Source organism: Streptomyces incanus (assembly GCF_042656345.1).
GTDB lineage: Bacteria > Actinomycetota > Actinomycetes > Streptomycetales > Streptomycetaceae > Streptomyces > Streptomyces incanus.
Genome location: NZ_JBHSPC010000010.1, coordinates 1 through 25,101 on the forward strand (window position 1 = coordinate 1; position 25,101 = coordinate 25,101).

At 71.6% G+C, this 25,101-nt stretch carries 22 protein-coding genes, 1 tRNA gene and 1 pseudogene; 12 read left to right on the plus strand and 12 right to left on the minus strand.

What is annotated here, in order from left to right; genetic code table 11:
• Nucleotides 1-191: 191 nt before the first annotated feature.
• Together ACFP2V_RS02585 and ACFP2V_RS02590 are read left to right on the plus strand one after the other, a co-directional pair.
• Nucleotides 192-701, plus strand: coding sequence for a GNAT family N-acetyltransferase (locus tag ACFP2V_RS02585; protein ID WP_381204734.1), 510 nt, complete (start codon nucleotides 192-194; stop codon nucleotides 699-701).
• A gap of 162 nt (nucleotides 702-863) precedes the next feature.
• A complete protein-coding gene (locus ACFP2V_RS02590) occupies nucleotides 864-1,169 on the plus strand; it encodes a helix-turn-helix domain-containing protein (protein ID WP_381204736.1) in 306 nt (101 codons plus the stop codon).
• Between the two features lie 290 nt (nucleotides 1,170-1,459).
• Here ACFP2V_RS02590 and mihF read toward each other — a convergent pair whose 3' ends face one another.
• The 4 genes from mihF to ACFP2V_RS02610 form a co-directional block, all read right to left on the minus strand.
• The gene (gene mihF, locus ACFP2V_RS02595; RefSeq protein WP_381204738.1) at nucleotides 1,460-1,774 is read right to left on the minus strand and encodes an integration host factor, actinobacterial type; all 315 of its coding nucleotides are present in this window, start codon (nucleotides 1,772-1,774) and stop codon (nucleotides 1,460-1,462) included.
• Nucleotides 1,775-1,825: 51 nt separating this feature from the next.
• Nucleotides 1,826-2,134, minus strand: a complete 309-nt coding sequence (locus tag ACFP2V_RS02600; protein ID WP_381204740.1) for a hypothetical protein — start codon at nucleotides 2,132-2,134, stop codon at nucleotides 1,826-1,828.
• A gap of 458 nt (nucleotides 2,135-2,592) precedes the next feature.
• A complete protein-coding gene (locus ACFP2V_RS02605) occupies nucleotides 2,593-4,182 on the minus strand; it encodes a S8 family serine peptidase (protein WP_381204742.1) in 1,590 nt (529 codons plus the stop codon).
• Between the two features lie 277 nt (nucleotides 4,183-4,459).
• Nucleotides 4,460-4,969, minus strand: a complete 510-nt coding sequence (locus ACFP2V_RS02610) for a hypothetical protein (protein ID WP_381204744.1) — start codon at nucleotides 4,967-4,969, stop codon at nucleotides 4,460-4,462.
• A gap of 533 nt (nucleotides 4,970-5,502) precedes the next feature.
• On the opposite strand from ACFP2V_RS02610, the gene ACFP2V_RS02615 reads away from it, so the two are divergent.
• Nucleotides 5,503-5,577: transfer RNA gene (locus ACFP2V_RS02615), tRNA-Gln, on the plus strand.
• Nucleotides 5,578-5,765: 188 nt separating this feature from the next.
• On the opposite strand, the pseudogene ACFP2V_RS02620 reads toward ACFP2V_RS02615, so the two are convergent.
• Nucleotides 5,766-6,116: pseudogene (locus ACFP2V_RS02620) on the minus strand (transposase); the annotation flags it as partial.
• 393 nt (nucleotides 6,117-6,509) lie between these two features.
• Between ACFP2V_RS02620 and ACFP2V_RS02625 the strand changes: the two are divergent.
• A complete protein-coding gene (locus ACFP2V_RS02625) occupies nucleotides 6,510-7,490 on the plus strand; it encodes a hypothetical protein (RefSeq protein ID WP_381204746.1) in 981 nt (326 codons plus the stop codon).
• A gap of 11 nt (nucleotides 7,491-7,501) precedes the next feature.
• On the plus strand, nucleotides 7,502-7,963 hold the full coding sequence (locus ACFP2V_RS02630; protein WP_381204748.1) for a hypothetical protein: 462 nt from the start codon (nucleotides 7,502-7,504) through the stop codon (nucleotides 7,961-7,963).
• Here ACFP2V_RS02630 and ACFP2V_RS02635 read toward each other — a convergent pair.
• The 3 genes from ACFP2V_RS02635 to lnt all read right to left on the minus strand — a co-directional run bounded on the left by ACFP2V_RS02635 (nucleotide 7,944) and on the right by lnt (nucleotide 10,965).
• Complete coding sequence (locus ACFP2V_RS02635) at nucleotides 7,944-8,336, minus strand: hypothetical protein (protein ID WP_381204750.1); 393 nt, start codon at nucleotides 8,334-8,336, stop codon at nucleotides 7,944-7,946. The genes ACFP2V_RS02630 and ACFP2V_RS02635 overlap by 20 nt on opposite strands.
• A 470-nt stretch (nucleotides 8,337-8,806) precedes the next feature.
• Nucleotides 8,807-9,286, minus strand: coding sequence for an NUDIX hydrolase (locus ACFP2V_RS02640; protein ID WP_381204752.1), 480 nt, complete (start codon nucleotides 9,284-9,286; stop codon nucleotides 8,807-8,809).
• Nucleotides 9,287-9,360: 74 nt separating this feature from the next.
• A complete protein-coding gene (gene lnt, locus ACFP2V_RS02645) occupies nucleotides 9,361-10,965 on the minus strand; it encodes an apolipoprotein N-acyltransferase (RefSeq protein WP_381204754.1) in 1,605 nt (534 codons plus the stop codon).
• A gap of 273 nt (nucleotides 10,966-11,238) precedes the next feature.
• Here lnt and ACFP2V_RS02650 point away from each other — a divergent pair, with 273 nt between their 5' ends.
• Nucleotides 11,239-12,303: an O-antigen ligase family protein gene (locus ACFP2V_RS02650; protein ID WP_381204756.1), complete on the plus strand. Its 1,065-nt coding sequence runs from the start codon at nucleotides 11,239-11,241 to the stop codon at nucleotides 12,301-12,303.
• Between the two features lie 20 nt (nucleotides 12,304-12,323).
• On the opposite strand, the gene ACFP2V_RS02655 is transcribed toward ACFP2V_RS02650, so the two are convergent.
• Nucleotides 12,324-12,869, minus strand: a complete 546-nt coding sequence (locus ACFP2V_RS02655; RefSeq protein WP_381204759.1) for a YdbT family protein — start codon at nucleotides 12,867-12,869, stop codon at nucleotides 12,324-12,326.
• Nucleotides 12,870-12,971: 102 nt separating this feature from the next.
• A complete protein-coding gene (locus ACFP2V_RS02660; RefSeq protein ID WP_381204761.1) occupies nucleotides 12,972-13,757 on the minus strand; it encodes a glutamate racemase in 786 nt (261 codons plus the stop codon).
• 57 nt (nucleotides 13,758-13,814) lie between these two features.
• Between ACFP2V_RS02660 and ACFP2V_RS02665 the strand changes: the two genes are divergently transcribed.
• Nucleotides 13,815-14,990 carry a glycosyltransferase gene (locus tag ACFP2V_RS02665; protein ID WP_381204763.1) on the plus strand — a complete coding sequence of 392 codons (1,176 nt, stop codon included), beginning with the start codon at nucleotides 13,815-13,817 and terminating at the stop codon, nucleotides 14,988-14,990.
• Between the two features lie 68 nt (nucleotides 14,991-15,058).
• Here ACFP2V_RS02665 and ACFP2V_RS02670 read toward each other — a convergent pair whose 3' ends face one another.
• Complete coding sequence (locus ACFP2V_RS02670; RefSeq protein WP_381204765.1) at nucleotides 15,059-16,345, minus strand: TerD family protein; 1,287 nt, start codon at nucleotides 16,343-16,345, stop codon at nucleotides 15,059-15,061.
• A 291-nt stretch (nucleotides 16,346-16,636) separates the two neighbouring features.
• Here ACFP2V_RS02670 and ACFP2V_RS02675 point away from each other — a divergent pair, with 291 nt between their 5' ends.
• From ACFP2V_RS02675 to ACFP2V_RS02690, 4 genes are all read left to right on the plus strand, one after another.
• Entirely contained in the window at nucleotides 16,637-17,068 is a 432-nt protein-coding gene (locus ACFP2V_RS02675; protein ID WP_381204767.1) for a DUF6643 family protein, read from the plus strand.
• Nucleotides 17,069-17,185: 117 nt separating this feature from the next.
• Nucleotides 17,186-18,016, plus strand: a complete 831-nt coding sequence (locus ACFP2V_RS02680; protein WP_381204769.1) for an MOSC domain-containing protein — start codon at nucleotides 17,186-17,188, stop codon at nucleotides 18,014-18,016.
• A gap of 276 nt (nucleotides 18,017-18,292) precedes the next feature.
• Entirely contained in the window at nucleotides 18,293-18,898 is a 606-nt protein-coding gene (locus tag ACFP2V_RS02685; RefSeq protein ID WP_381204771.1) for an Rv1733c family protein, read from the plus strand.
• 108 nt (nucleotides 18,899-19,006) lie between these two features.
• Entirely contained in the window at nucleotides 19,007-21,439 is a 2,433-nt protein-coding gene (locus tag ACFP2V_RS02690; protein ID WP_381204773.1) for a right-handed parallel beta-helix repeat-containing protein, read from the plus strand.
• 34 nt (nucleotides 21,440-21,473) lie between these two features.
• On the opposite strand, the gene ACFP2V_RS02695 is transcribed toward ACFP2V_RS02690, so the two are convergent.
• Nucleotides 21,474-23,813, minus strand: coding sequence for a hypothetical protein (locus ACFP2V_RS02695; RefSeq protein ID WP_381204820.1), 2,340 nt, complete (start codon nucleotides 23,811-23,813; stop codon nucleotides 21,474-21,476).
• Nucleotides 23,814-24,147: 334 nt separating this feature from the next.
• On the opposite strand from ACFP2V_RS02695, the gene ACFP2V_RS02700 reads away from it, so the two are divergent.
• Nucleotides 24,148-24,987: a DeoR/GlpR family DNA-binding transcription regulator gene (locus tag ACFP2V_RS02700; protein ID WP_381204775.1), complete on the plus strand. Its 840-nt coding sequence runs from the start codon at nucleotides 24,148-24,150 to the stop codon at nucleotides 24,985-24,987.
• Nucleotides 24,988-25,101: the final 114 nt, after the last annotated feature.

The following is a 25,101-nucleotide window of genomic DNA, read 5'->3' on the forward strand; positions in this document are numbered from 1 at the left end:
TGCTATGCGCCCCAACCGGTCACAACCCGACCAGCCGCACGACCCCGGAACTTGCAACCGCCCTGCCGGAGACTGGGGCGCCTACGCAGCCGAGATCAGCCGCCGCCAGCCATGACGTTTTGCCTCCAACAGATCCCTCTCGAAACGATCATGGGAAAGCAGGAGGCCAGTAGACAGAAGGAGTAACACAGATGCTGCTACGTGATGTTGAGCCCGGCGACGTTGACGCCTATGTTCGGATGCGATGCGACCCGGCCATGATGGGCGATCTCGGCGGCCCTTTGCCCCGCGAAGGCATGGAGGCGAAGGTCCAACGTGATGTTCAAGGGGCGGCGGCGGGCACGGACTGGATCAAGATGATCGTGCCCGATAAAGCCGAACCGACCGCGGTCGCGGGAACCGTGACCTTGTGGTCTCACGACAACGACGCCGAGCGCATTTCCGAGATCGGCTGGATGGTACTGCCAGAGTTCCAGGGGCGGGGACTTGGCAAGCAGGGCGTCCGCACGCTGCTTGATCTGGCCCGCGACGATGGTCGGTGGGGGCTCATACATGCATTTCCGGCAACAACGAACGCCCCGTCAAACGGTATCTGCCGGTCCCTCGGTTTCAGGTCCCTCGGCGAGCAAGACGTTACCTTCGCCGGTCGAGTCCTACGAACCAACCACTGGACCATCGACCCTCGCATGGATCTGAGATAGGGGCCGCAGTGCGTCCTTGACCATACGGAGTAAACCGAAGGCAGAGGCATTCAGACAGTTCCAATACCCGACTCCACCATTACACGTGCAGCAGACCCGGGTCGAGGACGCCTGGGTTGCCGGGATGGAACGGGCCGCGAAGCGGCTGGAAGGACTGGTCCGATGAGGTGGAACCTGCGGCTGACCGCCGCAAACAAGGGCATCTGGAAGGCGTCCGAGCTTCAGCGGAACCTCGCGGAGCACGGCCTGGTGATCTCGGCCGGGAAGATGTCCGGGCTGTGGTCGGGCCAGCCGGTCTCGCTCAAGCTGGAGGACCTGGGCGTCATCTGCGTCGTCCTCGGCTGCGAGATCGGCGACCTGCTGATCCCCGAGCCCAGCAAGGTCAACCGACCTGGTCACGAGGAGACCGGCCGAGTCGCAGTCGGCTCCGGCACCATTGCCCCGGGGCGGTTCAGACCCCTGGACTGACGCTGCGGCAACTGGGACGACCTGATCCTGTGCGGCGTTGTCACGTTGTTGGGTGCGTGACTGTCTGATGGCGGGTCGGGGCGTGGTGGGCCCGCGGCCCGGGCCTGTGTTCAGGCCGCCGCCGAGCGCCTGGTCCTCACGTATGCCTCGGGCGTCCAGGTCGCGGCGATCGAGACCTGTCCCACGCACGTGCCCTATGAGCAGGCCACGGCCCGCCACCGAGGCTTCGCGTGCGAGACCGCGGCAGGCACGGGCGGCCCCGCGTAACGAGTGAGGACCGGTGCGAACGGTCAGTGCGTGGGCGAGAACCGCGCGAGCAGCCGTTCCCGCTGCTGGATGCCCAGGCCGCGTACGCGGCGGCTGTCGGAGATCTCCATCTCGGAGAGGAGCTTCTGGGCCCGCACCTTGCCGATGTCGGGGAGCGATTCGAGCAGGGCGCGGACTGACATCTTGCGGATGGCCTCGGATTCGCCGGCCAGCACCTCGCGCAGCGACAGCTTGCCGTGCTTGAGGGCCTCCTTGACCTCGGCTCGCTCCTTGCGTGCGGCGGCGGCCTTGTCGAGCGCGGCGCGGCGCTGTTCGGGGCTGAGCGGAGGCAGAGCCATGAGGGGTGATCCTCTCGTCGTACGAAACGCAACGGGCCCGTCATGACCCCGCTAGCGGGTCGGTGACCAGCAGGGTTTGGGGGGCCAGGCTGCCTGTAAGCGGCGTTGTCCGGGCAGTCGGACCACGCCGGGGTCGACGTCGGTGTTCGTGCCGGCGGCCAGGTTCGCGGTGACGGTCAGCTCGGTCCCGGGCAGTTCGTCGCGTCCCAGGCCGGTGGCGGCTGTCAACTCGTCGGTGGGGATGGGCACGGTGATCTGCCCGTGCATCCAGCCGGGCAGTACCAGGTGCGAGAGCTCGGGGTCGGCGCGGTGGACGACGGCTGTGGTGCGCTCGCGTCTACCGGCCTCGATTGCCGTCACGGAGCGGTGTCCTGGGCCGGGATAAGGCCGGTGAGGGCACTGGTGTGTGAGCAGCCTCTCCGCCGCTGAAGGCGCGCCCGGCCGCCCCGACCAGGGACCCGACCGGACGGCACGCCGGCCCCGACCATGGCGGGCTGCAGGAGTCCGGCCTCGTGGCGGCGTCGCGGAGGCCGCAGGAGTGGTCACAGCCCCTGGGCAGGCGCCGCCTACAGGAGCGGGTCGAGTGCCACCGCCGCGCCGCATTCCTTGTAGGAGAGGACCCCACCGATAAGTGCGGTCGTACGTCCCGCAAGCGCCGCTCAGCATCCCAACGACCCGCCCTCGTCGAGCGAAATCCCGCTCTGGAAGCCCTGGCCCGGGAATACCCAGCTTCGATTCCGCCCGGCCTGCACGCCGAACGGCACCCGCCCAGAAGCGAGGGCGGGTGCCGTTCGGCGTGCAGGCCGCGGGTAGAGGACCTACCCGGTCATGGAGGGTGCGATGGGCGACAGGGCCGGAGCGAGCTGCACTCCGGGGGCCAGGCCGAGGGCGACGAGAGCGTCGGGCAGGCCGCGTCCGACGCGAGCCGCCTCCAGAGTTGCCGGGGCGGCCAACTGGCGGCAGCTGGCGGCGATGATCTCGAACAGGTGCTGCACCCGACCGGGTCCGCGGGGCAGCAACTGGCCGTGGAAGTCATCGTGGTGAGCGAGCACGAGCGCGGCGAGACCGGCGACGTGAGCCGAGGCCGTGCCGGTGCTGTCGAGGGCGGTGTAGCCGCCCTGCGCGGCGCACGACAGAACCGCCACGCCAGGGGCGACCACATCGACTCCGGGGCCGTAGCAGCTGAACGGTGCCGCGAACAGCCCTTCCGGTGTCAACTGCGGCCCTGTATGGGTGGCTTGGGAGGAGTCCTGCGGGTAGGAGCCGAAGACGCCCAGTGCGCCGACGGCGAACACGGTGGGCAGCGCGCCCGGGAAAGTGACCGGTCCACCGGTGTCGCCCGCCGGGGCGACACAGGCGATGCCCGCCGCGTTGGCGTCGGCGAGTTTGCGGGAGACCAGCGCCGAGGTGTAGGGCGTCGTCACCGCGATGTGGGCGATGTCGACCTCGCGCTCGATGCAGTGGTCCAGGGCCGCGATCAGGTCGCTGAAGTGCCCGTCGGGCATGACCTGGCAGACCTCGATCTCGGCGTCGACGGCGATCCCGATGACGCCCTTGCCGGTGTCGGCCCCGGCGATGATGCCCGCCGCATGGGTACCGCTGCCCACTGTGTCGTGCGCCCAGCCCTCGTCCGTGCCGTGGACGATGCCGACCCCGGAGCTCACGCGTTGCTTCAGATCGGGGTGCTCGGCGCTGACGCCCGAACCGATCATGCCGACCCTGATGCCGAAGGCGCGGAACGTGGGAGGCAGCCGGTCGAGCCGCATGGCCTGCTGGCCCCAGCCGTACTGCTGCCGCCGCTCCAGTTCCGGGTACACCTTGGACAGCGGGGTGAGGGTGACGAGGTTCTCCTGCGTCCCCGACAGGTCGGGGCGAGGGATCCAGCGGTCCGCGTATCCGCCCGTGGGACGTACGTACAGGGACTGGACGGACTGTTCGGTCTCCGTCGCCAGGGTGACGGTGACCGTCCCGTCGGCCCCGGTGATGCCCTGACTCGGCCAGGTCGCCCCGATCAGGAACACCCCGGCGCCGGCCAGCGGTTCCTCGTCCGGGCCGCAGACACGCAGCGCGATCTTCACGGGTTGTTCAAGGGGCATGACCAGCCCCGGATCGCGCAGCGACAGCATGCCCGCGGTCTGCGTGGCAGCGGGTACGGTTCCGGACAGTGGCAGATCCGGTTCGATGTGCACGTGCAGCGACCGCACCGCCGGTACCTGGGCCTCGGCCGCCTCGACGACCGCGATCTCCGGGCAGGAGGGGGGCAGTCCCGCCGACTGGAGCTTCTCCGACGGCCGGAGTCTGCGGACCACCGTGACCTCGGGCATCCGGTCCAGCCGGTCGCACACCGCGTCCATGCCCAGTTCGGGAGCTCCCGATGGGAGCAGTTGCTGCGGTAGTAGTGTCACCATGTACCGCAACCTGCGTGACCGCACCTCGATCGGTGACGGCGCGCCTTTGGCGCGTGGCGCCTCTTCTTTGCCCTCGGGTGCCGGTCCGCCGGTCCCCGCGCCCCCGGACCCGCTCTCACGGTTGTTTCCGGGCCTTCCCTTGACCATTACGTCCACCTTCACCACGCCAACGTCGTCCTTGTGCTCCTGATCCCGTCCCAGGCGGCTCGCGCTTCCACGGTGATGCGGTGTGCCCAAGAACCGCTCCTGGGCACACCGCATCGCGCGCCGCTGGACGTCAGCCGATACCGAAGGGCTGACCACCCATCTGCCCGAACCCGAAGCCGGGCTGCTGGTACTGCGGGACCGGCTGGCCGAACGACTGCGGACCGTGCCCGCCGCCCCACGGCTGCTGACCCTGCTGGGCCTGAATACCCTGCATGCCCTGCTGGCCCTGCTGGCCCTGCTGGAGCAGCATCACGATCGCGTTCGGCAGCGCCTGCTGCACGGACTGCTCCACGGCGTGACGGACGGCCCCGGCCAGCGTGCGGTGCAGCATGAGGGCCATGTACGGGTGCGCCTGCTGGGCCAGCTCCGGCCGCTGCTGCAGCTGCTGCTGGATCTGCTGGATCTGCTGGAACGTCTGCTGCACCTGCTGCGCGACCTGCTGGGCCGTCTGCTGACACGCCTGCTGGATGGTCTGCTGGACCATCTGGGCGATCTGCTGCGAGCCGCCCATCTGCGGGCCGCCCATCTGCGGGCCCCCGAACTGCGAGCCGTGCTGCTGGAGGGGTTGGGTACCGGTCATCACCGACATGAATGCTCCGTTCGATGCCATGGAAAGCCAACACAAGGAATGATATTGGCTTTATCGGAATAAATCCGACATGTTGAAGCTAAGTTGACGACGCCCGGCCCGCAATCGGACGAGCTACTCCTGGGGAGGAAACCCCTCGATCGGCCCCTACGACTGGCAAGCCGTGGGTGGCGCGGCAGGATGGGCTGCTGGTGGAGGTGGAGGACGACGGCGCGGGCGGCGCACCGGCACTGTCTGGTGCGGGCGGCGGGCGCTTCTGCAGCACCTTCGGCACCATTGGTCAAGCAGCGGACTTGCCTTACTTACCGGGTGGAGCACTGAGCTGCGACGAGGCAGGCTGGTGAGCCATGTGGTCGCTCTGCGGCATCGACAAGCCCCCTCCCCAAAATTCTGATCGACACGCCCGGCATATCACTGAGCATCACGGAGAGAACGCCTAGATTAATCAAAGGGCCGTACTGCGTTGCGATACGCGGGTAAGGCATGCCCCCGGGTGGCCGGGCTCCCGCGGCCTTCGGGGCAAATGGGATATGGGGTAATTGGCAGCCCGACGGTTTCTGGTTCCGTTAGTTCAGGTTCGAGTCCTGGTATCCCAGCCAGCGCGGGCGCCGCCCATCACGGGAGGCACCGACGAAGTCAGAAGGGGTACGGCTCCGGTTGTCCGGACACGGCGGGTCGGCGCTCCGGCTCCGTACTGCGGACCGCCGACCGGGTGTTGATTGCCATTCAGGATGGGGACGCCGAGCACAGGAATGCCCCATCCGCTAGGGCGTGTACGGAGTCGTGATTACGGTGCTGGTTGAAGGCTGCGGATCCAGATGACGGCGCCGCGCAGGTGGAGTCCGGCGAGGTAGCCGGTAGCAGTCTTGTCGTAGCGGGTGGCCAGGCCCCGCCACTCCTTGATCTTGTTGATGCAGCGTTCGACGGGGTTGCGGTCCCTGCACAGGCCCGGATCGTGATCGACCGGACGGCCGCCGCGAGAACCCTTCTTCTTGCGGTTGGCAGCCTGGTCGGCCTTCTCCGGGATGACACTGCGGATGCGGCGTCGCCGCAGGCAGGCGCGGTTCGCGCGGGAGGAGTACGCCTTGTCCGCGGCGACCGCGCCGGGCCGGGTGCGCGGGCGGCCGACCGGGCCACGCTCGCCCACCGGCAAGGACGGCTCGACCAACTCCCACTCGGCATCCGAGAGATCACCACGCGCCACCCTCGACAACTACCAGGCCCAGGCCGCCGGCAGCGGCGAATTCCCGAAACCAATGATCCGAACCTGGAACAGACCCTGGGAGGACTGGCGGCTTCGTGCAGAGGCCAACGATGCGTCGATCGGCGGTGCGAAGTGGAGGCGGGAACTCGCGGCCCTGCGGATGCTCTACGACTGGGCGACGGCACGCGGCTACGTCGCGGTGAGCCCGGTGCGTCTGCGTTCGGTCCGTACACGGGACGACTCGATGGCTGAGGTCCCGGAACTGGCCCCGGCGGATGTCGGATATGAAGTGGCTGACGCCGCGGGCCTGGAGGCTGTGGAAAGACGATGGAATTGCGTATCGGCTGCCGACGACCTCCCGAAGAGTCCGTCCCGGGCCTGCTCCGCTACCGGATCGCAAGCAAGATCGTCAAAAGGCAGCCGCTGGGCGGCACCGACGACGAGTGGGTCGTCATCGAGCCGGTCTATCGAGCGATCGAACTCCTCGAGCAACTGCACGACACCCCGGCACAAGAAGCCCTGCTGATCGGCAGGTTCTCCTTCAACGTTCGCTTCAAGTGGTTCAAGAACTGGGCCAACTCCGAGGCCAGCCGACGACTTGGCCTGGCGTCGATCCCCGATGGACCAGCCAACTTGCGGATGCTGCGGCGCACTTTATCCCTGGAAATGGCATACCGGCCCGGCGGCGTCCTGGCCACCAAGATCTACATGAAACACATCGCCGTGGCCACAACGGAAGGCTGTGCCTCGCGCCCTGGCGGGGCCCAGGCCGAGCTGTTGGCCGAGGTCAACCAGCACGAGAGCGAGCGCGATCTCCATCTGGTACTCGAGGAGTTCCGAAACTACCAGGAGGGCGTTCTGCCCGCCGGTCCCGGCGCCCGCAGCCTCACCGAGTTCTTCGCCGGCATCGACGCCCAGCTCGATGCGGCCTCGGCTGCGGCCCCAAAGACCCAGCGCAACGACCGCGACGTCCTCAACCTCCTGACCAAACGCGCCAAGGTCCTGCACCTCGGACCGGCGAATTACTGCTGGTTCACCGGCCCTTCCCGGGCGCTCTGCCTCAAACTCGCGGGCACCCCCACCGTGGACCGTCCGCTGATCGGGATGTGTGGCTCCGCCCGCTGTCCCCAGGCCACCCACCACTCCGGTCACCGGTCCGTCTGGGCCGAGCACGCCGACAGAACAAAGATCTTCCTCGGCCAACTCGGCACCACCCGCAAGACCGAACGCACCCGGCTCCAGGCCGACCACGACCGGGCTCTGCGAGTCATCGCCGGGATCGACTCCGCCATCGCCATCGAGGGCTAGGAGGCTTCAGCATGAGGATCTCCGCAGCTCAGCGGACAGAGAACGAGAACCGCATCCGTGCCGCCATGGACCGCCTACTGCGAGGCGAGATCCCACCCGGCGGCAAGTGCGACATCAAAACCCTCGCCAGCGAAGCCACAGTCGATCGCACCGCGTTCTACGGAACCCGCCCCTACGCTCACCTCCGCGTCAAGTTCGAACGACATCTGAACACCCTGCGCGAGACCGGCGAGATCCCCGATCCCCGCGAAGCCCAGATCACCCGGCTCAAGGCAGAGACCACGAGACTCAAGGAGCGGCTGCTTCGATCGGAACAGACGGTCGGCGAGCTCACGGACTTCCGCACCCAGGCCCTGGCCCGGCCCGCCGCCCAGTATGAGGAGATCGTCCGGCTCCGCGGAGCCGCTGGCGCCTCGAACCGGGTCGCCCGCCTCCCCAGCTCACGCACCACTGTCATCGGGTCGTGCAGCTGAGACGCTCTGTCGCTCTCTCCACGGCCCGAAGCAAGGGAACCGAGGAGGCGACGACGAACAGGCCGAAGAGCGTGATGGGCAACAGCCCGACCGGGCGCAGCAGCCATGCCAGATTCTCCTGCAACCACGGCCAGTTGACGATCCAGTTCGCAGTGACGTCCAGGACCATCACACCGCAGCCCAACCGGATTCCTGCTGGACGCATGAGTCCCACCAGCACGACGACCAACGGGTCCAAGACCGCCAGGCTGACGAAGAACACCTGCAACGGCACCGGGGCAAAGGACGAATAGACGTGGATCCCGCCGCCGGCCAGATCAAGGAAATGGGCACCAGCCCCTTCAAGGAAGCCGATCAAGTACACCGCGAGCACACCCCGCACCCACCGCGGCTGGCCCCTCCACCGTTCCCGCAATCCACCCCTCACCAGGCCAACCTATGCGGGGCATCGCGCGTCGATCAAAGAAGCGACCACCGCACCCTACGGAGTGATCTGCATCACGACGACACTGCCGGAATGCAACACGGCCGGCAGCAGACGTCGCGAACACGGCTTCCGCGGACAGCCCGCTCAATCGCCACACGGATCCATCCGCACACGGCCTCTGCGGACACAAGACACCCGTTCGCGCTGCGCATGCTGGCGTCGCTGCACCACACGATGGACCGTTGGATGAGGCTCAGCCCCGACCAGCGGCGGCCACTACGAGGAGATCTACGGCGGTGTCCGGTCGATGGTCAAGGACCTCCTCGGCCATCGGTCGGAGGAGAGGCGTGGGGCGCGGTCATGTCCCGACTCTAGGCAGTGCCCCTACCCCGCCCCATGTGGTTGCGCCCCACAGTTCAGCCAGAAGTAGTGGGGTCGAACCATGTGGGTGTGTCAGCCATGGCTTGCTTGATGCGGAAGCGCCCGAACTCGTTCAACTCCGGCAGCGCATCCACGGCGAACCAGGCGACGTCCAGTGATTCGTCGTCGTTGACCCGGGCCTCGCCGCCGACAGCACGGCAGCGGAAAGTGATGTCCATGTACTGGCAGATGTCGCCGTTGCCGTACGTCACCGGGTTCAGCGCCTGGACCAGCACAACCCGTTCGACGACGCAGCGCACCGCGGTCTCCTCCTCGACCTCGCGCACCGCGCAGGCCGCGGGCTGCTCCCCCGGGTCGGGGATGCCGCCGAGCACCGACCACTTGCGGGTGTCGGACCGGCGGTTCAGCAGCACTCTGCCCTCGTCGTCGAAGACGAGGGCGGTGATCCCGGGAAGCCAGAGCAACTGGTGACCGGCGGAGGCGCGCAGGGTGCTGATGAAATCAGGAGTAGCCATGCCCCGACCCTAACGGGCAGGTCGGGCCGCTCCACGGCGCTTCAGGGGGTGTGCCCCCTCCGTACGCCCTCGCGTCACCGGCGCGTCCGCCCGCGCACACCGGCGCCGACGGCCCATCCCAGGCCGCCCGCGGCGACCAGGACGAGGGCGCTCTCGGGGAGGACGCCGAGGCGGGTGGCAGGGGTCCGGGAGGAGCGCAACGGCACCTCCTGCACCAGGGAGTCGGCGACGAACATGCCGGTCTTCTGGCTGACCCTCCCGTCCGGCATGATGATCGCGCTGACCCCGCTGGTCACCGGGACAGTGACGGTGCGGCTGTGCTCGACGGCGCGGACCCTGGACATGGCGAGCTGCTGGTAGGTCATCTCGCTGCGGCCGAAGGTCGCGTTGTTGCTGGGTACGGAGATCAGCTGGGCGCCGTCGGTGACCGTGTCGCGCACCGCCCAGTCGAAGGCCGCCTCGTAGCAGGTGACCAGTCCCACCCCGGTGCCGGCCATGCTGAACACACCGGGTTCGGTGCCCCGGCTGAAGTCCTGGCGGACCATCGACGTCCACTCGCCGTTGATCGCCCCGACCAGGGGGCGCAGCGGAAGGTACTCGCCGAAGGGCTGGATCTGCCGCTTGTCGTAGGTGTCGACGGGGCCCTTCACCGGGTCCCAGAGGACCTGCTCGTTGAGCAGTTTGCCGCCCTTGCCCACCACGGCCCCGACCGAGACCGGGGCCCCGATCGCCCGGACCGCGCGGTCGATGACGGCACGCGCGTCGGCGTTGGCGAAGGGGTCGATGTCGGAGGAGTTCTCCGGCCACAACACGATGTCGGGCCGCTCGGCCCTGCCCGCGTCGACGGCGGCGGCCAAACGCTCCGTCTCGCGCGCGTGGTAGTCGAGGACGGCACGCCGCTGGGAGTTGAAGTCGAGTCCCAGACGCGGCACGTTGCCCTGGACGACCGCGACGGTCGTCGTGCCCTCCTCGGCCGTGTCGCTCACCAGTGGCCGGGCGGCGACCGCGGCCACGAGGGGCAGCGCCACGCTCAGCGCGCCGACGGCCGCCGCGCCGCGCCGCACGGTCCCGGTACGGCGGGCGTCCAGGGACACGCGCGCGATCTCGTACAGGCCGAAGCCGCACAGGACGACCGCGAAGCCGAGCACGGGGGTGCCGCCCAGCGCGGCAAGCGGCAGGAACACGCCGTCCGCCTGTCCGAACGCGATCTTGCCCCAGGGGAAACCGCTGAACGGCACGCGCGCGCGGGCCGCCTCCCCCGCGGTCCAGAGCGCGGCGGCCCACACCGGCCACCCGGGCAGCTTCGAGACCGCGGCGACACCCGCGCCGACCAGCGCGACGAAGACCGCCTCGATCACGGCGAGGGCGATCCACGGACCGGGACCGACCTCCACACCGGTCCACACCAGCAGCGGCAGCAGGAAGCCCAGCCCGAAGAGATAGCCGAGGCCGAGCCCCGCCTTCCAGCTCCGCCCGCGCAACAGCAGGCCGAAGACGGCGAAGGCGGGCAGCGCCAGCCACCACAGAGTGCGCGGCGGGAAGCTGACGTAGAGGAGCAGCCCGGAGAGTGCTGCCGCTGCGGCCGGAACGAGGCGTACGAGCCACCGGCGCCACGCGTTGGGCGCGGCCTGTGGGGGCATCGGATCCGACTCGCCGACGGAGGTTGCGGTGACGGTCACCCCGCGAGTCTACGGCGACCGACCCGGGCACCGACCGTGCCGACCGCGCGGGCGACCGGCCTCGCAGGGGCGGGCCGTACGGGCGGGCCGCAGGCGGAGGCGGTGTCACCGAGCGCGGCTCGTCACAACACGTTCCTGCACATCCCCAAACCGCCCACCAGCCGTTACCGTGTGCCGGCGCCTCTGCCGTGCCGACCCGTCGCGGTGTCGGCGGCCGAGGTCCGTCACAGTCGGGGGCGACGCGGTGCGGGGTGCGGGGTGGGTTCCACGGGGATGGTTTCCGCCGGTCCGGATGCGGACGGCGAAAGACGGAGCGGTCTGGACACGGCGGGCCTCGTGGTGCTCGGGGCGTGCGCGGCCTGGTCGCTGATCACGGCGGCGGCCGGGGACGGCCGGCCCGAGGGGGTGCTGCTCGCGGTACTGGCCGTGGCCGCGGGATATGCCGCGGGCCGGATCGGCGGGGCGCTCCTGCCGGTGGCCGCACCCTGCGCCGGGGCCCTGGCCGGCCTCGGCCTGGCGGTGGCCGTGCCGCGGCTGGCACCGGAGCCGCAGATCACGACACCCCTGGGGCACGCCGGGGCGCTCGCCGCCGTGCTTGCTCTGTCGGCCGGTGCCGCCTGCTGCGCGGCCCGGGCGACCTCGTCACCGGCGCTGCGGTTCGCGCTGCGTCTGCCGGCCGCCGGGATCGTGGTGACCGCGGCCGCCCTGGGGCCGGCCGCCGGGTGTGTCGCCGGGGCCGGCGTACTGCTGTGTTCCCTCGCCGCCGGCCGGGTGCGGCGCCGTGGGCCGGCCGTTGCCGCGCTGGCAGCGGCCGTCGCCGGGGTGACGGGGCTGACCTGGGCGGTCGCCGGGAACACCGTACCGGCCGGGCTCACCGACGCGCTGGAGGGCCGACTGACCCCGTACCGTGTGGAACTGTGGCGCGACGCTCTCGGGATGGTGCGTCACGACGCGGGCCTGGGAGTGGGACCGGGGCGCTTCGGAGAGTTGAGCACCGCGGCCGGCCGGACCGTACTGTCCGACGGCAGGCCCCACTCCGCCCCGTTCCAACTGGCGGCCGAACAGGGGGTCGTCGGGGTGGCACTGCTGGCGTTGGCCTTCGGCTGGGTGCTGTGCGCGCTGTGGCGCAGTCCGCGGGCCACGCCCGTGGTGCTCTCGGCGGGTGCGGCGCTGACGGCCGTCGCGGCGGTCGCCGCGGTGGGCAACGCGCTGAGCTTCACCGCGGTTTCGGTGGGGGCGGGCCTGCTCGCGGGACTCGCGACGGCCCGTCCGCTCACCTCCGGTGCGCCGGAGCGGCCGACGGACACTCCCGCACGCGGGACCCTGCGCACACCGTGACCCGGCCCCGGTGCGGCGGCTCAGCCTACCGGGTCCGGCCGGTGCGGGTGAAGACGGCTGCGGATGACGGTCACCGCCGCCTCCGCGTCGTCCACGGTGATCGTGAAGGTGTGTCCGTCCCACAGGCTCAGGGCGATGCCCTCGCCCCGGCGCACGACGACCGCGGTGCCCTTTTCGGGCCTCCAGCGGTAGCCCCAGCCGCCCCAGTGCCGCGGGGTGACGTGCGGGACGAACTCTGCTCCGGCGACGTGCGACAGCGGGATGCGGCGGCGCGGCACCCCTATGTGGCCGCAGCGCACTTCCAGGTGGTCCCCGTCGACACGCAGCGCGACGTGCACGAAGGCGAGAGTGCCGAACAGGACCAGCAGCCCGGCGGCGATGCACCCGACGACGGCCATGGCCAGCGGCGCGACGCCGCTCGACCAGGCCGAGTTGACGGCCAGCACGATGCCGAGCGCCAAGCAGGCGGCACCGATCAGCGCCAGCAGCCACTGCATCCGGTTGGTCGCGCGACCGGTCCAGACGTAGGGGTACGGGGCGGGGGCGCCGCGGGGGTAGTCCCTCATGCCGTTGAGATTACCCACGTTTCGCTCCGCGGGTACCACGGCGCCCGGCGTCACTGCGCCGACCGGGCGTGCGGAGGGCCAAGCTGTCGGGTGGCAGGGGGCTCACCCCGCGGGGGCGACCTCCTGGAGGAGCCGGCCTTCCGCGTAGGTGAGGGCGGGCAGGGGCAGCGCGCCCCCGCGTCCGCTCAGCAGCACGGTGAGGGTGCCGGTCGCCGGGGCTCCGGGGGCGGGCTGCTCACCGAGGCGGCGCATGGCCTGGGCGGCGACCGCTCCGGCGGAACCGTGCAGGACGAGCGGCGGCAGGCCGGAGCGCTGCACGGCGGCCCGGATGCGCTCGGCGACCAGTTCGTAATGGGTGCAGCCCAGGACAACGGTCGTTACATCGTCCGGGGTGAGTTCGGCGGCGGCGTCGACGGCGGCGGCGATCGCGCTCTCGTCCGCGCGTTCCACGGCCTCCGCGAGCCCCCAGCACGGCACCTCGGTGACGTCGACGCCGCCGGCGAAGTCCTGGATCAGGTTCCGCTGGTACGGGCTGCCGGTCGTGGCCGGGGTCGCCCAGATCGCCAGCGGTCCGCCGCCGGCCGCCGCCGGCTTGATCGCCGGGACGGTGCCGACGACGGGCAGGGCCGGTTCGAAGCGGGCACGCAGGGCGGTGAGCGCGTGCACGGTCGCGGTGTTGCAGCCGACGATCAGGGCGTCGGGCCGGCACGCGGCGGCCGCCTCGGCGACGGCGAGGGCACGGGCGGTGAGGTCCTGTGGGGTCCTGGGTCCCCAGGGCATGCCGTCGGGGTCGAGGGAGAGGACGAGATCGGCGTCGGGGCGGAGGCGCCGTACCTCTGCGGTGGCCGCCAGCAGGCCGATTCCGGAGTCCATGAGCGCGATCTTCACCCGGTCACGATAGACGATGGGCCGTGTCCGGCCACTCGTCCGGGGCAGAATGCACATGTGAGCCCCCTTGCGTGGACCGCCGTCGCATCCCTCGCCGCCTGGCTGTGGCTGCTGCTCGGCCAGGGCTTCTTCTGGCGTACGGACGTCCGGCTTCCGCCCCGGCGGGAGCCGGAGCCGTGGCCGTCGGTGTGCGTGGTCGTTCCCGCGCGGGACGAGGCGGCGGTGCTGCCGGTGAGTCTGCCGTCGCTGCTCGCCCAGGACTATCCCGGGCGGGCGGAGGTCTTCCTCGTCGACGACGGCAGCACGGACGGCACCGGGCGGCTCGCGCGTGAGCTGGCGGACCGGTACGGCGGACTGCCGCTGACCGTGGGTTCGCCCGGTGAGCCGCCGGCCGGCTGGACCGGCAAGCTCTGGGCTGTGCGGCACGGCATCGGCCTGGCACGCGCGCGTGCGCCCGAGTATCTGCTGCTCACGGACGCCGACATCGCGCACGCGCCCGACAGCCTGCGCCGGCTGGTCTCGGCGGCCCGCACCGGCGGGTTCGACGTCGTCTCGCAGATGGCGCGGCTGCGCGTGGAGAGCGGCTGGGAGCGGATGGTCGTACCGGCGTTCGTGTACTTCTTCGCGCAGTTGTATCCGTTCCGCCGGATCGGGCGGGACGGATCGCGGACGGCCGCGGCGGCCGGGGGCTGTGTGCTGCTGCGCGCGGAGGCGGCCGAGCGGGCGCGGATCCCGGACGCCATCCGGCAGGCCGTCATCGACGACGTGGCGCTCGCGCGGGCGGTCAAGGCCTGCGGCGGGCGGGTCTGGCTGGGGCTGGCGGACCGGGTGGACAGCGTGCGCCCGTACCCGCGGCCGGCCGACCTGTGGCGCATGGTGTCGCGCAGCGCGTACGCGCAGCTGCGGCACAGCCCGGTGCTGCTGGCGGGTACGGTCGCGGGACTGGCGCTGGTGTACCTGGTGCCGCCGGTGGCGGTGGTCGCGGGACTGGCGGCGGGAAGTACGCCGGCCGTGGCCGCCGGTGCGGCGGCCTGGCTGGTGATGACCGGGACGTACGTCCCGATGCTGCGCTACTACCGGCAGCCGCTGTGGCTCGCTCCCCTGCTGCCGTTCACCGCGTTCCTGTACCTCCTGATGACGGTCGACTCGGCGGTGCAGCACTACCGGGGGCGGGGGGCGGCCTGGAAGGGCCGCACCTACACGCGTCCGGGCGCCGTGCCGGACGAGGGCTGAACCGGCGGCCCGTCAGGCGTCACGGCGAGCGGGGATCACGTGCCGCCGGAGCCGCTCGTGACCGGGGATCACTTGCGGCCGGGGGTCCAGTTCATGCCCCAGCCGTAGGCGCGGTCGACGGTGCGCTGCGGGCTGACGCCCCGGTCGGGCACCAGGTAGCGGGCCTCGCGCTGGACGACGAGGTCGCCGCCGGTGTTGGTGATGAGAGCGAGGGCGCACACCGTCGAGGGAACGGTGCACTCGTCGAGCGAGAAGTCGATCGGGGCGCCGTGCTGCGGCTGGAGGGTGACCGTGGCGTGCAGGTCGGCGAAGGAGCGGGCGCCCTCGTAGATGGTGACGAAGACGAGGATGCGGCGGAAGTACTGCTTGTGGTCGAGGCTGACGGTGAGGTTCTCGCCGGAGTCCACGGCGCCGGTGCGGTCGTCGCCGTCGAGGTGGATGAAGGGGGGCCGCTGCAGTGACCCGTACGCGTTCCCGAGGGCCTGGACGACTCCCTTGCTGCCGTCGTTGAGTTCGAACAGGGCGCACAGGTCGAGGTCGAGGTCGGAGTGCATGGCGACCGGGCGGCCCAGCTTGCCCGCCCAGCCGGAGAACTGTTTGCGCACCTGCCAGTTGAGGTTCACCCGGAGGGCGCCCGAGGTTCCGCCCTGCTTGGTCAGCGAGACGGAGGGAGCGGTCTTGGTGAGCGTCACCTTGGTGAGCCGGACCGGCGACGCGGCGGGAGGCGCGGCCGACGGGGGCGGGGTGGCCGGCCGGGCCGCCGGGGGCGGCGGCGTGGTGACCGGGGGTGCCGGGGCCGGTGGAGCCGCCGCCGGGGAGGCGGGAGCGGCGTGCTGCGGCTCGTCCACGGTGATGCCGTAGTCGGTGGCCAGTCCCTCGAGTCCGCTGCTGTAGCCCTGTCCGACGGCGCGGAACTTCCAGGCGCCCTGGCGGCGGTAGAACTCGCCGAGCACGAAGGCGCTCTCGCTGGTCGCGCCCGTGCTGTCGAACCGGGCCGCGACGGTGCCCTGCGCGGCGTCCTTGACCTCGATGTACAGGCCCGGGATCCGACCGAAGGTGCCGTCGTCGGAGGAGGCCGCGAGGATCACCGTCTCGATGCCGGGCTCCACGCGCGCGAGGTCGACGAGGACGGTGTCGGTGACCTGCCCGCCGGCGTTCCGCTTTCCCTCGTGCCGGACGGCTCCGGAGGAATGGGCGGGCTGGTTGTAGAAGACGAAGTCGGCGTCGGAGCGGACCTTGCCGCCGACCAGCAGGAGCGCGGAGGCGTCCGCGTCGGGTACTCCGGGGCCGGTGCGCCACCCCAGTTCCACCCGGAGTGCCGTGGTCGGCACCGGCGTGTTCGATCCCTTCGACATTGACATGTCCGCCCCCATCACGTGTCACCTCGCCAGGCGATACCCGGCATGCGTCGTGCTCTGTCCGCACAACCTAATACCCGCGCGCGGGAACTCCCACGGGGCATGCGCACAGCGGCCGATCGCCCCGGGCACCCCCGCCGGAACTCGGCTTTTACCAGATGTCCATCAGGACGTACAGCCGTTTCATCCAACTTCGCCCGAATTAGCTATCCCAGGGCACGTCGGACACGGAAAACAACCCTCTTATCGGTCTCCCCAACCAGCACATCGTGGGCTTAACTTATGGCCATGACCTCCCCCCGCTCCACTTATGGCGGCGGCTACTACTCCGCCTCCTTCCCGGACACCCCGATCTACGACTCCCTCGTGGCCGAGCGGGGCACCCCGCAGATCGCCCCGATCCGGGTCCCCTTCGTCTACGACGCGCCGGGCAGTCATCTGCCCGCGCTTCCCTCGGCGTTGCCCGCGCTCCCGGCGGCCCCCTCCCAGCCCGCCTACGGTTATCCGCAGGCGCAGCAGCCGGCCCCGCTCCAGCAGGCGCACGCGCCGTACATTCCGCAGCAGGCCACCACGCCGCGCGGTTACCCCGGGCCCCAGCCTCAGCAGCCGCGTCCGGCCGCTCCCGGTGCGGGCTACGAGGCCATGCGTCCCGCGGCACCGCGCCCGACGCCGGCTCCGTACCAGGACCCGTACAACAACCAGCAGTACCGCGGGTACTGAGCAGTACCCGGCACTCACCGGGTACTGAGCCGTTCCAGGCAGTGAGCCCCGGGCCCTGAGCCGTCCCGCGGGCCGCCGACCCCCAAAGCCGTCGTCGCCGACTGGCACGATGACTCCATGGGGAACGCGCTGCTGCACTCGATTCACGTACATCCGGTCAAGGCCTTCCGGAGCCTGCCTCTCCGGGAGGTCGTCGTGGAGCCCTGGGGACCGACCGGAGACCGGCGCTGGATGCTGACCGACGACGGGGGAAGGGTCGTCACACAACGCGGTCATCCACGCCTCGCACTGGCCGCTGCCGAGCTGTTGCCCGGCGGCGGTCTACGGCTGTCCGCGCCCGGCAGGGACCCGGTGACCGTGCCCGTGCCCGCGCTGGGCGGCCGCACCGAGCGGGTGGAGATCTTCCGCGACAAGATCGACGTGGTGCCGGCCGAGGACGACGCCGTGCACGCCTGGTGCAGCGCCTTCCTCGGCGCCGGCGTACGTCTGGTGCACCTGGACGACCCCGCCACGCGCAGGCCGGTCGATCCCGGGTTCGCGCTACCGGGCGAGACGGTCAGCCTCGCCGACGGCTATCCCCTGCTACTCACCACGACCGCGTCCCTCGACGCCCTCAACACCCTGGTCGCCGGGGGCGACCACGCGGACGAAGGGCCCCTGCCCATGAACCGCTTCCGGCCGAACCTGGTCGTCGGGGGCACCACCGCCTGGGCCGAGGACACCTGGTCGCGCATCACGGTCGGCGAGGTCGCCTTCCGTGTCGCCAAGCCCAGCGGACGGTGTGTGGTGACGACCACCGACCAGCGCACCGCCGAGCGCGGCCGGGAACCCCTGCATTCGCTCGGCAGGCACCGCAGGTTCGGCGGCAGGCTGGTGTTCGGGCAGAACCTGGTGCCCCTCGCGCCCGGTACGGTCCGGGTCGGCGATCCGGTCACGGTCCTCGCCTGACGAATGCGGTGCGGGCCCGCCCGCCGGACGGACCCGGCCGTGGCCCTCGCCCGGCGGGTTGCGTGCCCCTCCTCGCCCGGTGGACGCCGTGTCAGCTTTCCTCCGCCACCGCCCGATTCCCTCAGCGGGCGCGGGAACCGCGTCCCGGGCCCGCCCGTTGACCTTTCTGAGAAGTCGAGGAGAGGGCCTCGAGGGTGACGTCCCTCTCTCTTCGGCGGAACCTCGGGTGAACGGCTCCGCCGCGGGTTGTCATGGAGGGGGAAGGGGGTGCGGCCGGTGCGGGTGATCAGCGGGCTCTGGCGCTGGCGGCACAATCCGCTGTACCGCCCGACCGACCTGGCCGAGGGACTGCTGGCGCTCGTGACGCTGCTGTTCGTTCTCGTCGCCGCTCCGCTCGTCGGTGCCCTCGCCGGGGGCGCCACCGAGGACGCCCTTCAGCGTTCCGTGCGCGAACAGCACAAGGCGCGGCACCAGGTGCGGGCCACGGTGGTACGGGTCCTCGAACCCGCCCGTCCGGACCTTGACCCGGAGGGTATCTCCGGCCAGGCCCTGCGCACCCGGGTCATGGCCCGCTGGACCGCCCCGGACGGCACCGGGCACCAACGCCCGGTCCTGGTACGCCTGAAGGACCCGCGGCCGGGCGGGCACTTCCCCCTGTGGACCGACGCCGAGGGCCGCACAACGGCCCGCCCGCTGGACACCACGACGGCGACGACGCACGCCGTGCTCGCCGGCTTCGGCGCGGCCCTGCTGTCGGCGGCCCTGACCGAGGGCGCAAGACGGCTGACGGTCCGGCGCATGGTCCGCCACCGGTACGCCGTCCTGGACCGGGCATGGGACAAAGCGGGTCCCGACTGGGGCAGGACCGGCACCGGAAGCTGACCGCCTTCCGCCTCTGGTCAATCCGGCAGCCGTGCGCACGCTACGGTGGAGCGGCCGAAGGAATCGACGACAAACCCGCGTACAACAAGGTGGGGGCACAGCTACGCCATGGCACAGGGCACGGTCCAGGTGACGCACACCGGCACATCGCGGTGGCGGCGCCGCACAGGTGAGTACGCGTCGCTCGCCGCCGCCCTGGAGGCCGCGGCCGAAGGCGACGTCCTCACCGTCGCTCCGGGTACCTACCGGGAGAATCTCGTCGTGGAGCGGGCGGTGACCCTGCGCGGTCCCGAGGGCTCGCCCGGCTCGGTGCGCATCGCGCCCCTGGACGGAGTTCCGCTGACCGTACGCGCTTCGGCGGTGGTCCAGGACCTGCATGTGGAGGGGCAGGACGCGGCGGCGCCCGCCCTGCTGGTCGAGGACGGCACGCCGGAGCTGCGGGACATACGGGTGGTCACCCGGTCCGCGGCCGGCATCGAGGTGCGCGGCAGCGCCCGGCCGACGGTCCGCCGCTGCACGGTCGACAATCCGGCGGGGGTCGGCATAGCCGTGCTCGACGGCGGGGGCGGAGTGTTCGAGGAGTGCGAGGTCGTCGCCGCGGGGCAGGCGGGCGTCACGGTGCGCGGGGGCGCCCGTCCCCGCCTCGAGCGCTGCCGCGTGCACCATGCCGCGGGCTCGGGCCTGACCGCGACCGGGGAGAACACGGCGCTCGAGGCGGTGGGCTGCGAGGTCTACGAGGTGCGGGGCAGCGGTGTCCAGGTGACCGGCCGGGCGACCGCGCACCTCACCGACTGCGATGTGCACCGCATCACCGGCGACGGGGTCACGCTCGACACCGACGCCGTGCTGACGCTGGCCGACTGCCGTATCCACGACATCCCGGAGAACGCGGTCGATCTGCGGTCCCGCTCCGTGCTCACCATGACCCGCACCAGCGTGCGGCAGTTCGGCCGCAACGGCCTGTCGGTGTGGGACCCGGGCACCCGCGTGGACGCCAACCAGTGCGAGATCTTCGACAGCACCGGCGACTATCCGGCGGTGTGGGTGAGCGACGGCGCCACCGTCGTCCTGGACTCCTGCCGGGTGCACGACGTGCCGGACGCCCTGTTCGTCCTCGACCGCGGTTCGCGCGCGGACGTGGTCGACAGCGACCTGTCGCAGGTGCGCAACACCGCCGTGTCGGTGAGCGACGGCGCCACCGCCCAGCTCGACGACTGCCGGATCCGGGAGGCGGCCACGGGCGCCTGGTTCCGGGACCACGGCAGCGGCGGAACCCTCAACAACTGCACCCTGGACGGGATGCAGACCGGCGTGATCGTCACCAAGGGCGCCGACCCGACCGTGGAGCGCTGCACCATCGACTCCCCCGCCGAGGCCGGTGTCTACGTCTCGGCCGGCGGTCGCGGCAGCTTTCTCAATTGCCGGGTCACGGGCAGCGGCGGCTACGGCTTCCACGTGATAGACGGCAGCCGGACGACGCTGCGGAAGTGCCGCACGGAACGCTGCGCGCGCGGTGGGTACGAGTTCGCCGAGAGCGGCGCGGCCCCCGGCACGGGGGGCCCGGTGGTGGAGGACTGCGCCAGCGACGAGAGCGGCAGCCTTGCGTCACCGGCGGCACCGGAGCCGGCCCTGCAGACCACGAGCCACTCCCCCGGTCTGCTCGGCGCCGTCCCCGGGCAGCCGGCCGAGCGGACGCCGCCCGAGTCGGTGACCGAGCCGGAGAGGGAACTGCGCCCGTCGAAGACCGTGCTCGGCGAACTCGACGCGCTGGTGGGCCTGGAGAGCGTCAAGCGGGAGGTGCGGGCCCTCACGGACATGATCGAGGTGGGCCGGCGCCGGCAGCAGGCGGGGCTGAAGGCCGCGTCCGTCAAGCGTCACCTCGTCTTCACGGGTTCCCCGGGCACCGGCAAGACCACGGTCGCGCGGCTGTACGGCGAGATCCTCGCCTCCCTCGACGTGCTGGAGAAGGGGCATCTGGTCGAGGTCTCGCGCGTCGATCTGGTCGGCGAGCACATCGGCTCGACGGCGATCCGTACCCAGGAGGCGTTCGAGAAGGCGCGCGGCGGCGTGCTGTTCATCGACGAGGCGTACGCGCTCTCCCCCGAGGACTCCGGGCGTGACTTCGGCAAGGAGGCCATCGACACGCTCGTGAAGCTGATGGAGGACCACCGGGACGCGGTCGTGGTGATCGTCGCGGGGTACACGGCCGAGATGGAGCGGTTCCTGTCCGTCAACCCGGGTGTGGCGTCCCGTTTCTCACGGACCATCACCTTCGGTGACTACGGGGCCGGGGAGCTGTTGCGGATCGTGGAGCAGCAGGCGGAGGAGCACGAGTACCGGCTGGCGCCGGGTGCCTCGGAGGGCCTGTTGAAGTACTTCGCGGAGATCCCCAGGGGCCCCGCCTTCGGCAATGGCCGTACGGCGCGGCAGACGTTCGAGGCGATGGTGGAGCGGCACGCGAGCCGGGTCGCCCAGTTGCCGGAGCCGAGCACGGACGACCTGACCCTGCTCTTCGCCGACGACCTGCCCGAGCTGCCCTGACCCGGACGGCACCGCACGCGTCGCGACTCGCCCTTCACGCGGTGGGCGCCTCCGTGCCGGTACGGACGCCGTCGTCGGGGTCTCCCGTGCAGCGCGGTGCCGGGACGTCCGGCCGCAGCCGGGCGAGCAGCCGCCGGCGTTCCTCGGCGAAGGCCGGGTCCGCCTGGTAGTCGGAGTGGCCGAGGATCGGCGCGGGCAGTGGATGGCTCTCGGTGCGGCCGTACGCCAGCGGGTCCTTGAGCGGAGGACGGTCCACCTCGGGGCCGCAGTCGCCGGGCAGCCGCACCGGGCCGCCGATGGGGTCGGTGCGGCGGTGGAGGTTGCGCCAGCAGTCGACGTCCTGGTGCAGTGCGCCGAGCGCGTCCGGTCCGAAGTGGGCGGGGAACCAGCGGCCGTACAGCCGTTCCAGCGGGGATCCGTAGGTGAGCAGGGCGACGCGCCCCCGGGTGGACGGGGTGAGCTGCCAGGCCGCCGCGGCGGCGAGGACGCTGCCCTGGGAGTGGCCGGAGAGCACCAGGCGTCCGCCGGTGGCCCGCGTCCAGGTCTCGATCCGCCAGGTCAGGTCGGGCACGGCGCGTTCGGCGTAGCAGGGCGGGGCGAAGGGGTGGGCGGCCCGCGGCCAGAAGGTGCCGACGTCCCACAGAATGCCGATCGTGCGCCGCGCGGAGGCGTCCTTGTAGGCGCGTCGGCCCCAGGTGACGAACAGTATGAAACCGAGTCCGATCAGCCAGGAGCCCAGCGCCTGCGCCGTCTCGGCGGCGCCGTGGACGACGGCGTAGGTGCCCTGGGCGGCGTCGCCCGGCGTGCGGTCGGTGGCCAGCGAGCCGACGAGGGCGCCTGCGCCCAGCAGCAGGGTCGCGGCGGAGGCGACGGCGACGACGCGGGGTCCCCGGTCGGTGAGGGAGGCCACGGCGCGGGCGTTGGCGATCCGCCGGGTGCGGACGGGATCGCCGGTTTCGCCCGGGAACTCGCGTGCCACGGCGGCGCGCTCGTCGCGGGCGATGTGCCAGGCCCGCCGGGCCAGCCAGCCGCAGAGCCCGAGGATCAGGACGAGCAGCGGCGGGATCACGGCCGCCTGCCAGATCAGGACCACCGGCGGCCCGGGGATCGACGCCCCGGTGCCGTCCAGCCAGTCGGAGACGCGCTGGGTCACCCCGCCGGACATCACGCCGCCCAGCGCGCAGGCCAGCATCGCGACGGCCGGTCCGGCCAGGCCCCGCATGGCGGCGCGCCGGTCGGGGGCGCTGCGGTGCAGGGCGTGGGCGACACCGGCGAGGACGGTCACGAGCAGGCCCTGGACGAGGGCGATCGCGCCGAAGGTCGTGTCGCCGGGCAGCCGGCCCGTCGATTCCCAGCCGGGGCGTCGCCATCCGGCGTACACCAGGGTGAGGGCGAGCAGGAGGAGCGCGGTGAGGGGCAGCAGGCGCAGCAGACGTGCGTCGAGGGCGTCGTCCAGACGGCGGTCGGTGCGGCCGCGGCGGCAGACCACCCACACCACGACGGCCGCGGCGGCGATCAGGGCCGCTTGCACGAGTGGGCCGAGGAGGGCCAGTGCCGCGGATCCGCCCGGTGCGCGGTCGTACCGGGCGGCCGCGGGGGCGAGCGCGAAGGCGACGGTGAGCAGTCCGGCGGCGGTGTGCGCGGCACGAAGCCGGGCGACCAGGCGGCGGCCGTACCAGAAACCGGGCCGGCCCAGGGCTGTGGGGCCGCCGCCCTCGGGTTCGGTCTCGGTCTCGTGGGCCATCGGCTGCTGGGACTCGTACGCGCTCCAGGTGCGCAGGGACAGGTACCACAGCAGCCCGGTCAGGGCGGTGGGCACCAGGGCGGCGAGGCCGAGCCGGCGGCCCGGCTCGCTCCACCAGCCGTCGTCCGACGCCCCGGGCGAGAGGAAGCCGAGCCAGGAGTGCCGGTCCGCGCACGCCTGCGTGCCCGCGCACTGCCAGGCCGCCAGGTCGAGGGCGACCTCGCACGCCGCCGCGACGAGCAGCACCGTCAGGCTCAGTCCGGCCAGCCGCACCAGCAGTCCGTACAGCCGGGTGAGCCGTCTGCGGCCCCGGGCCGCCGGGCGCATCCAGTGGGCGAGGTTGACCACCATGAAGGGCAGCAGCAGCAACCACAGGGCGCGGGTGCCGTTCCCGGAGGTGAGGTTGCACCAGACGTAGGCCTCGGGGACCGGTCCGTCCCGGTGGCCGGCGGGCAGGCGCTCCGCCTGGACGTCGTCGGCGCGCCGGAATATGGCGGCGACGTCGTCGCCGGCGATCCGCACGGTGCGCGGATCGTTCAGCATGTCCTGCGGGGTGGCGCCGCCCACACCGTGGACCAGGAGTTCCAGGGCGGCTCCCGAGTCCTTCGGCCGCTCGGCTGGGCCGTCCATGCCCTCGGCCCGCTCGGCCGGTCTGCCTTCCTGCGCACGTTCCACTGCTTCGCACTTCCCCCGTGACACGCCGTCGGATCCGTCTGTGCGGGCAACAGGTTTTCCCCTGCCGGAGCCGCTGACACCTCTCCTCACGGAATCTCCCCGATCCGGGTGCCGAACGGGCAACCCACGGGACAGAAATGGCATGTACGCGACGAACGCCGGATGCGCCGCCCTCGCCCCGGCATGCGAGGATGGGACGCCGACGCACCGGCGGCGGGAGGAACGTGCCGGCCGGACCGGGTGCGCGGGGCGTGTCGGGCGGCTTGGCGGCGAAAGGACCGGAGCGTACGTGAGCGAGAATCAGAACCTCCTCGCGGAGCAGCGGCGCGCCCTGATCCTCGAGGAGGTCCGGCGCCGCGGCGGAGTCCGGGTCAACGAACTGACCCGCAAGCTCGGCGTGTCGGACATGACGGTCCGCCGCGACCTCGACGCCCTCGCCCGGCAGGGCATGCTGGAGAAGGTGCACGGCGGCGCGGTCCCGCTGGTCGAGGCCAGCACCCATGAGCCCGGCTTCGAGGCCAAGTCCGGTCTGGAGCTGAGCGCGAAGGACGACATCGCGCGAGCGGCGGCCGAACTGGTCTCGCCGGGCGCGGCGATCGCCCTCTCGGGCGGTACGACGACGTACGCGCTGGCCGGTCAGCTGCTCGACGTGCCCGACCTCACCGTGGTCACCAACTCGGTGCGGGTGGCGGACGTCTTCCACGCGGCGCAGCGCACCTCGGGCCCCCGGCAGGGCGCGGCCACGGTCGTCCTGACCGGCGGTGTGCGCACGCCGTCCGACTCACTGGTGGGACCGGTGGCCGACCAGGCGATCGCGGTGCTCCACTTCGATCTGCTGTTCCTCGGTGTGCACGGGATATCGATCGAGGCCGGGCTATCGACGCCGAACCTCGCCGAGGCCGAGACGAACCGGCGTCTGGTGCAGTCGGCGCGGCGGGTGGTCGTGGTCGCCGACCACACCAAGTGGGGCACGGTGGGACTGAGTTCGTTCGCGTCCCTGGACCAGGTGGACACGCTGGTGACGGACTCCGGGTTGCCGGCCGAGGCCCGCGACGAGATCTCCGAGCACCTGCCGCGGCTGGTCGTGGCGGGCGAGCCCGAGGAGCCGGCGGAACCCTCGGACGTCTGACCGGGCCCCAGGAACTCGGGCTCGGCTCCCGGTCTCTCAACTCTTCGCCCCTTCGACCCTTCGACCCTTCGGCCCTTCGCCCCTTCGGCCCTTCGCCCCTTCGGCCCTTCGGCC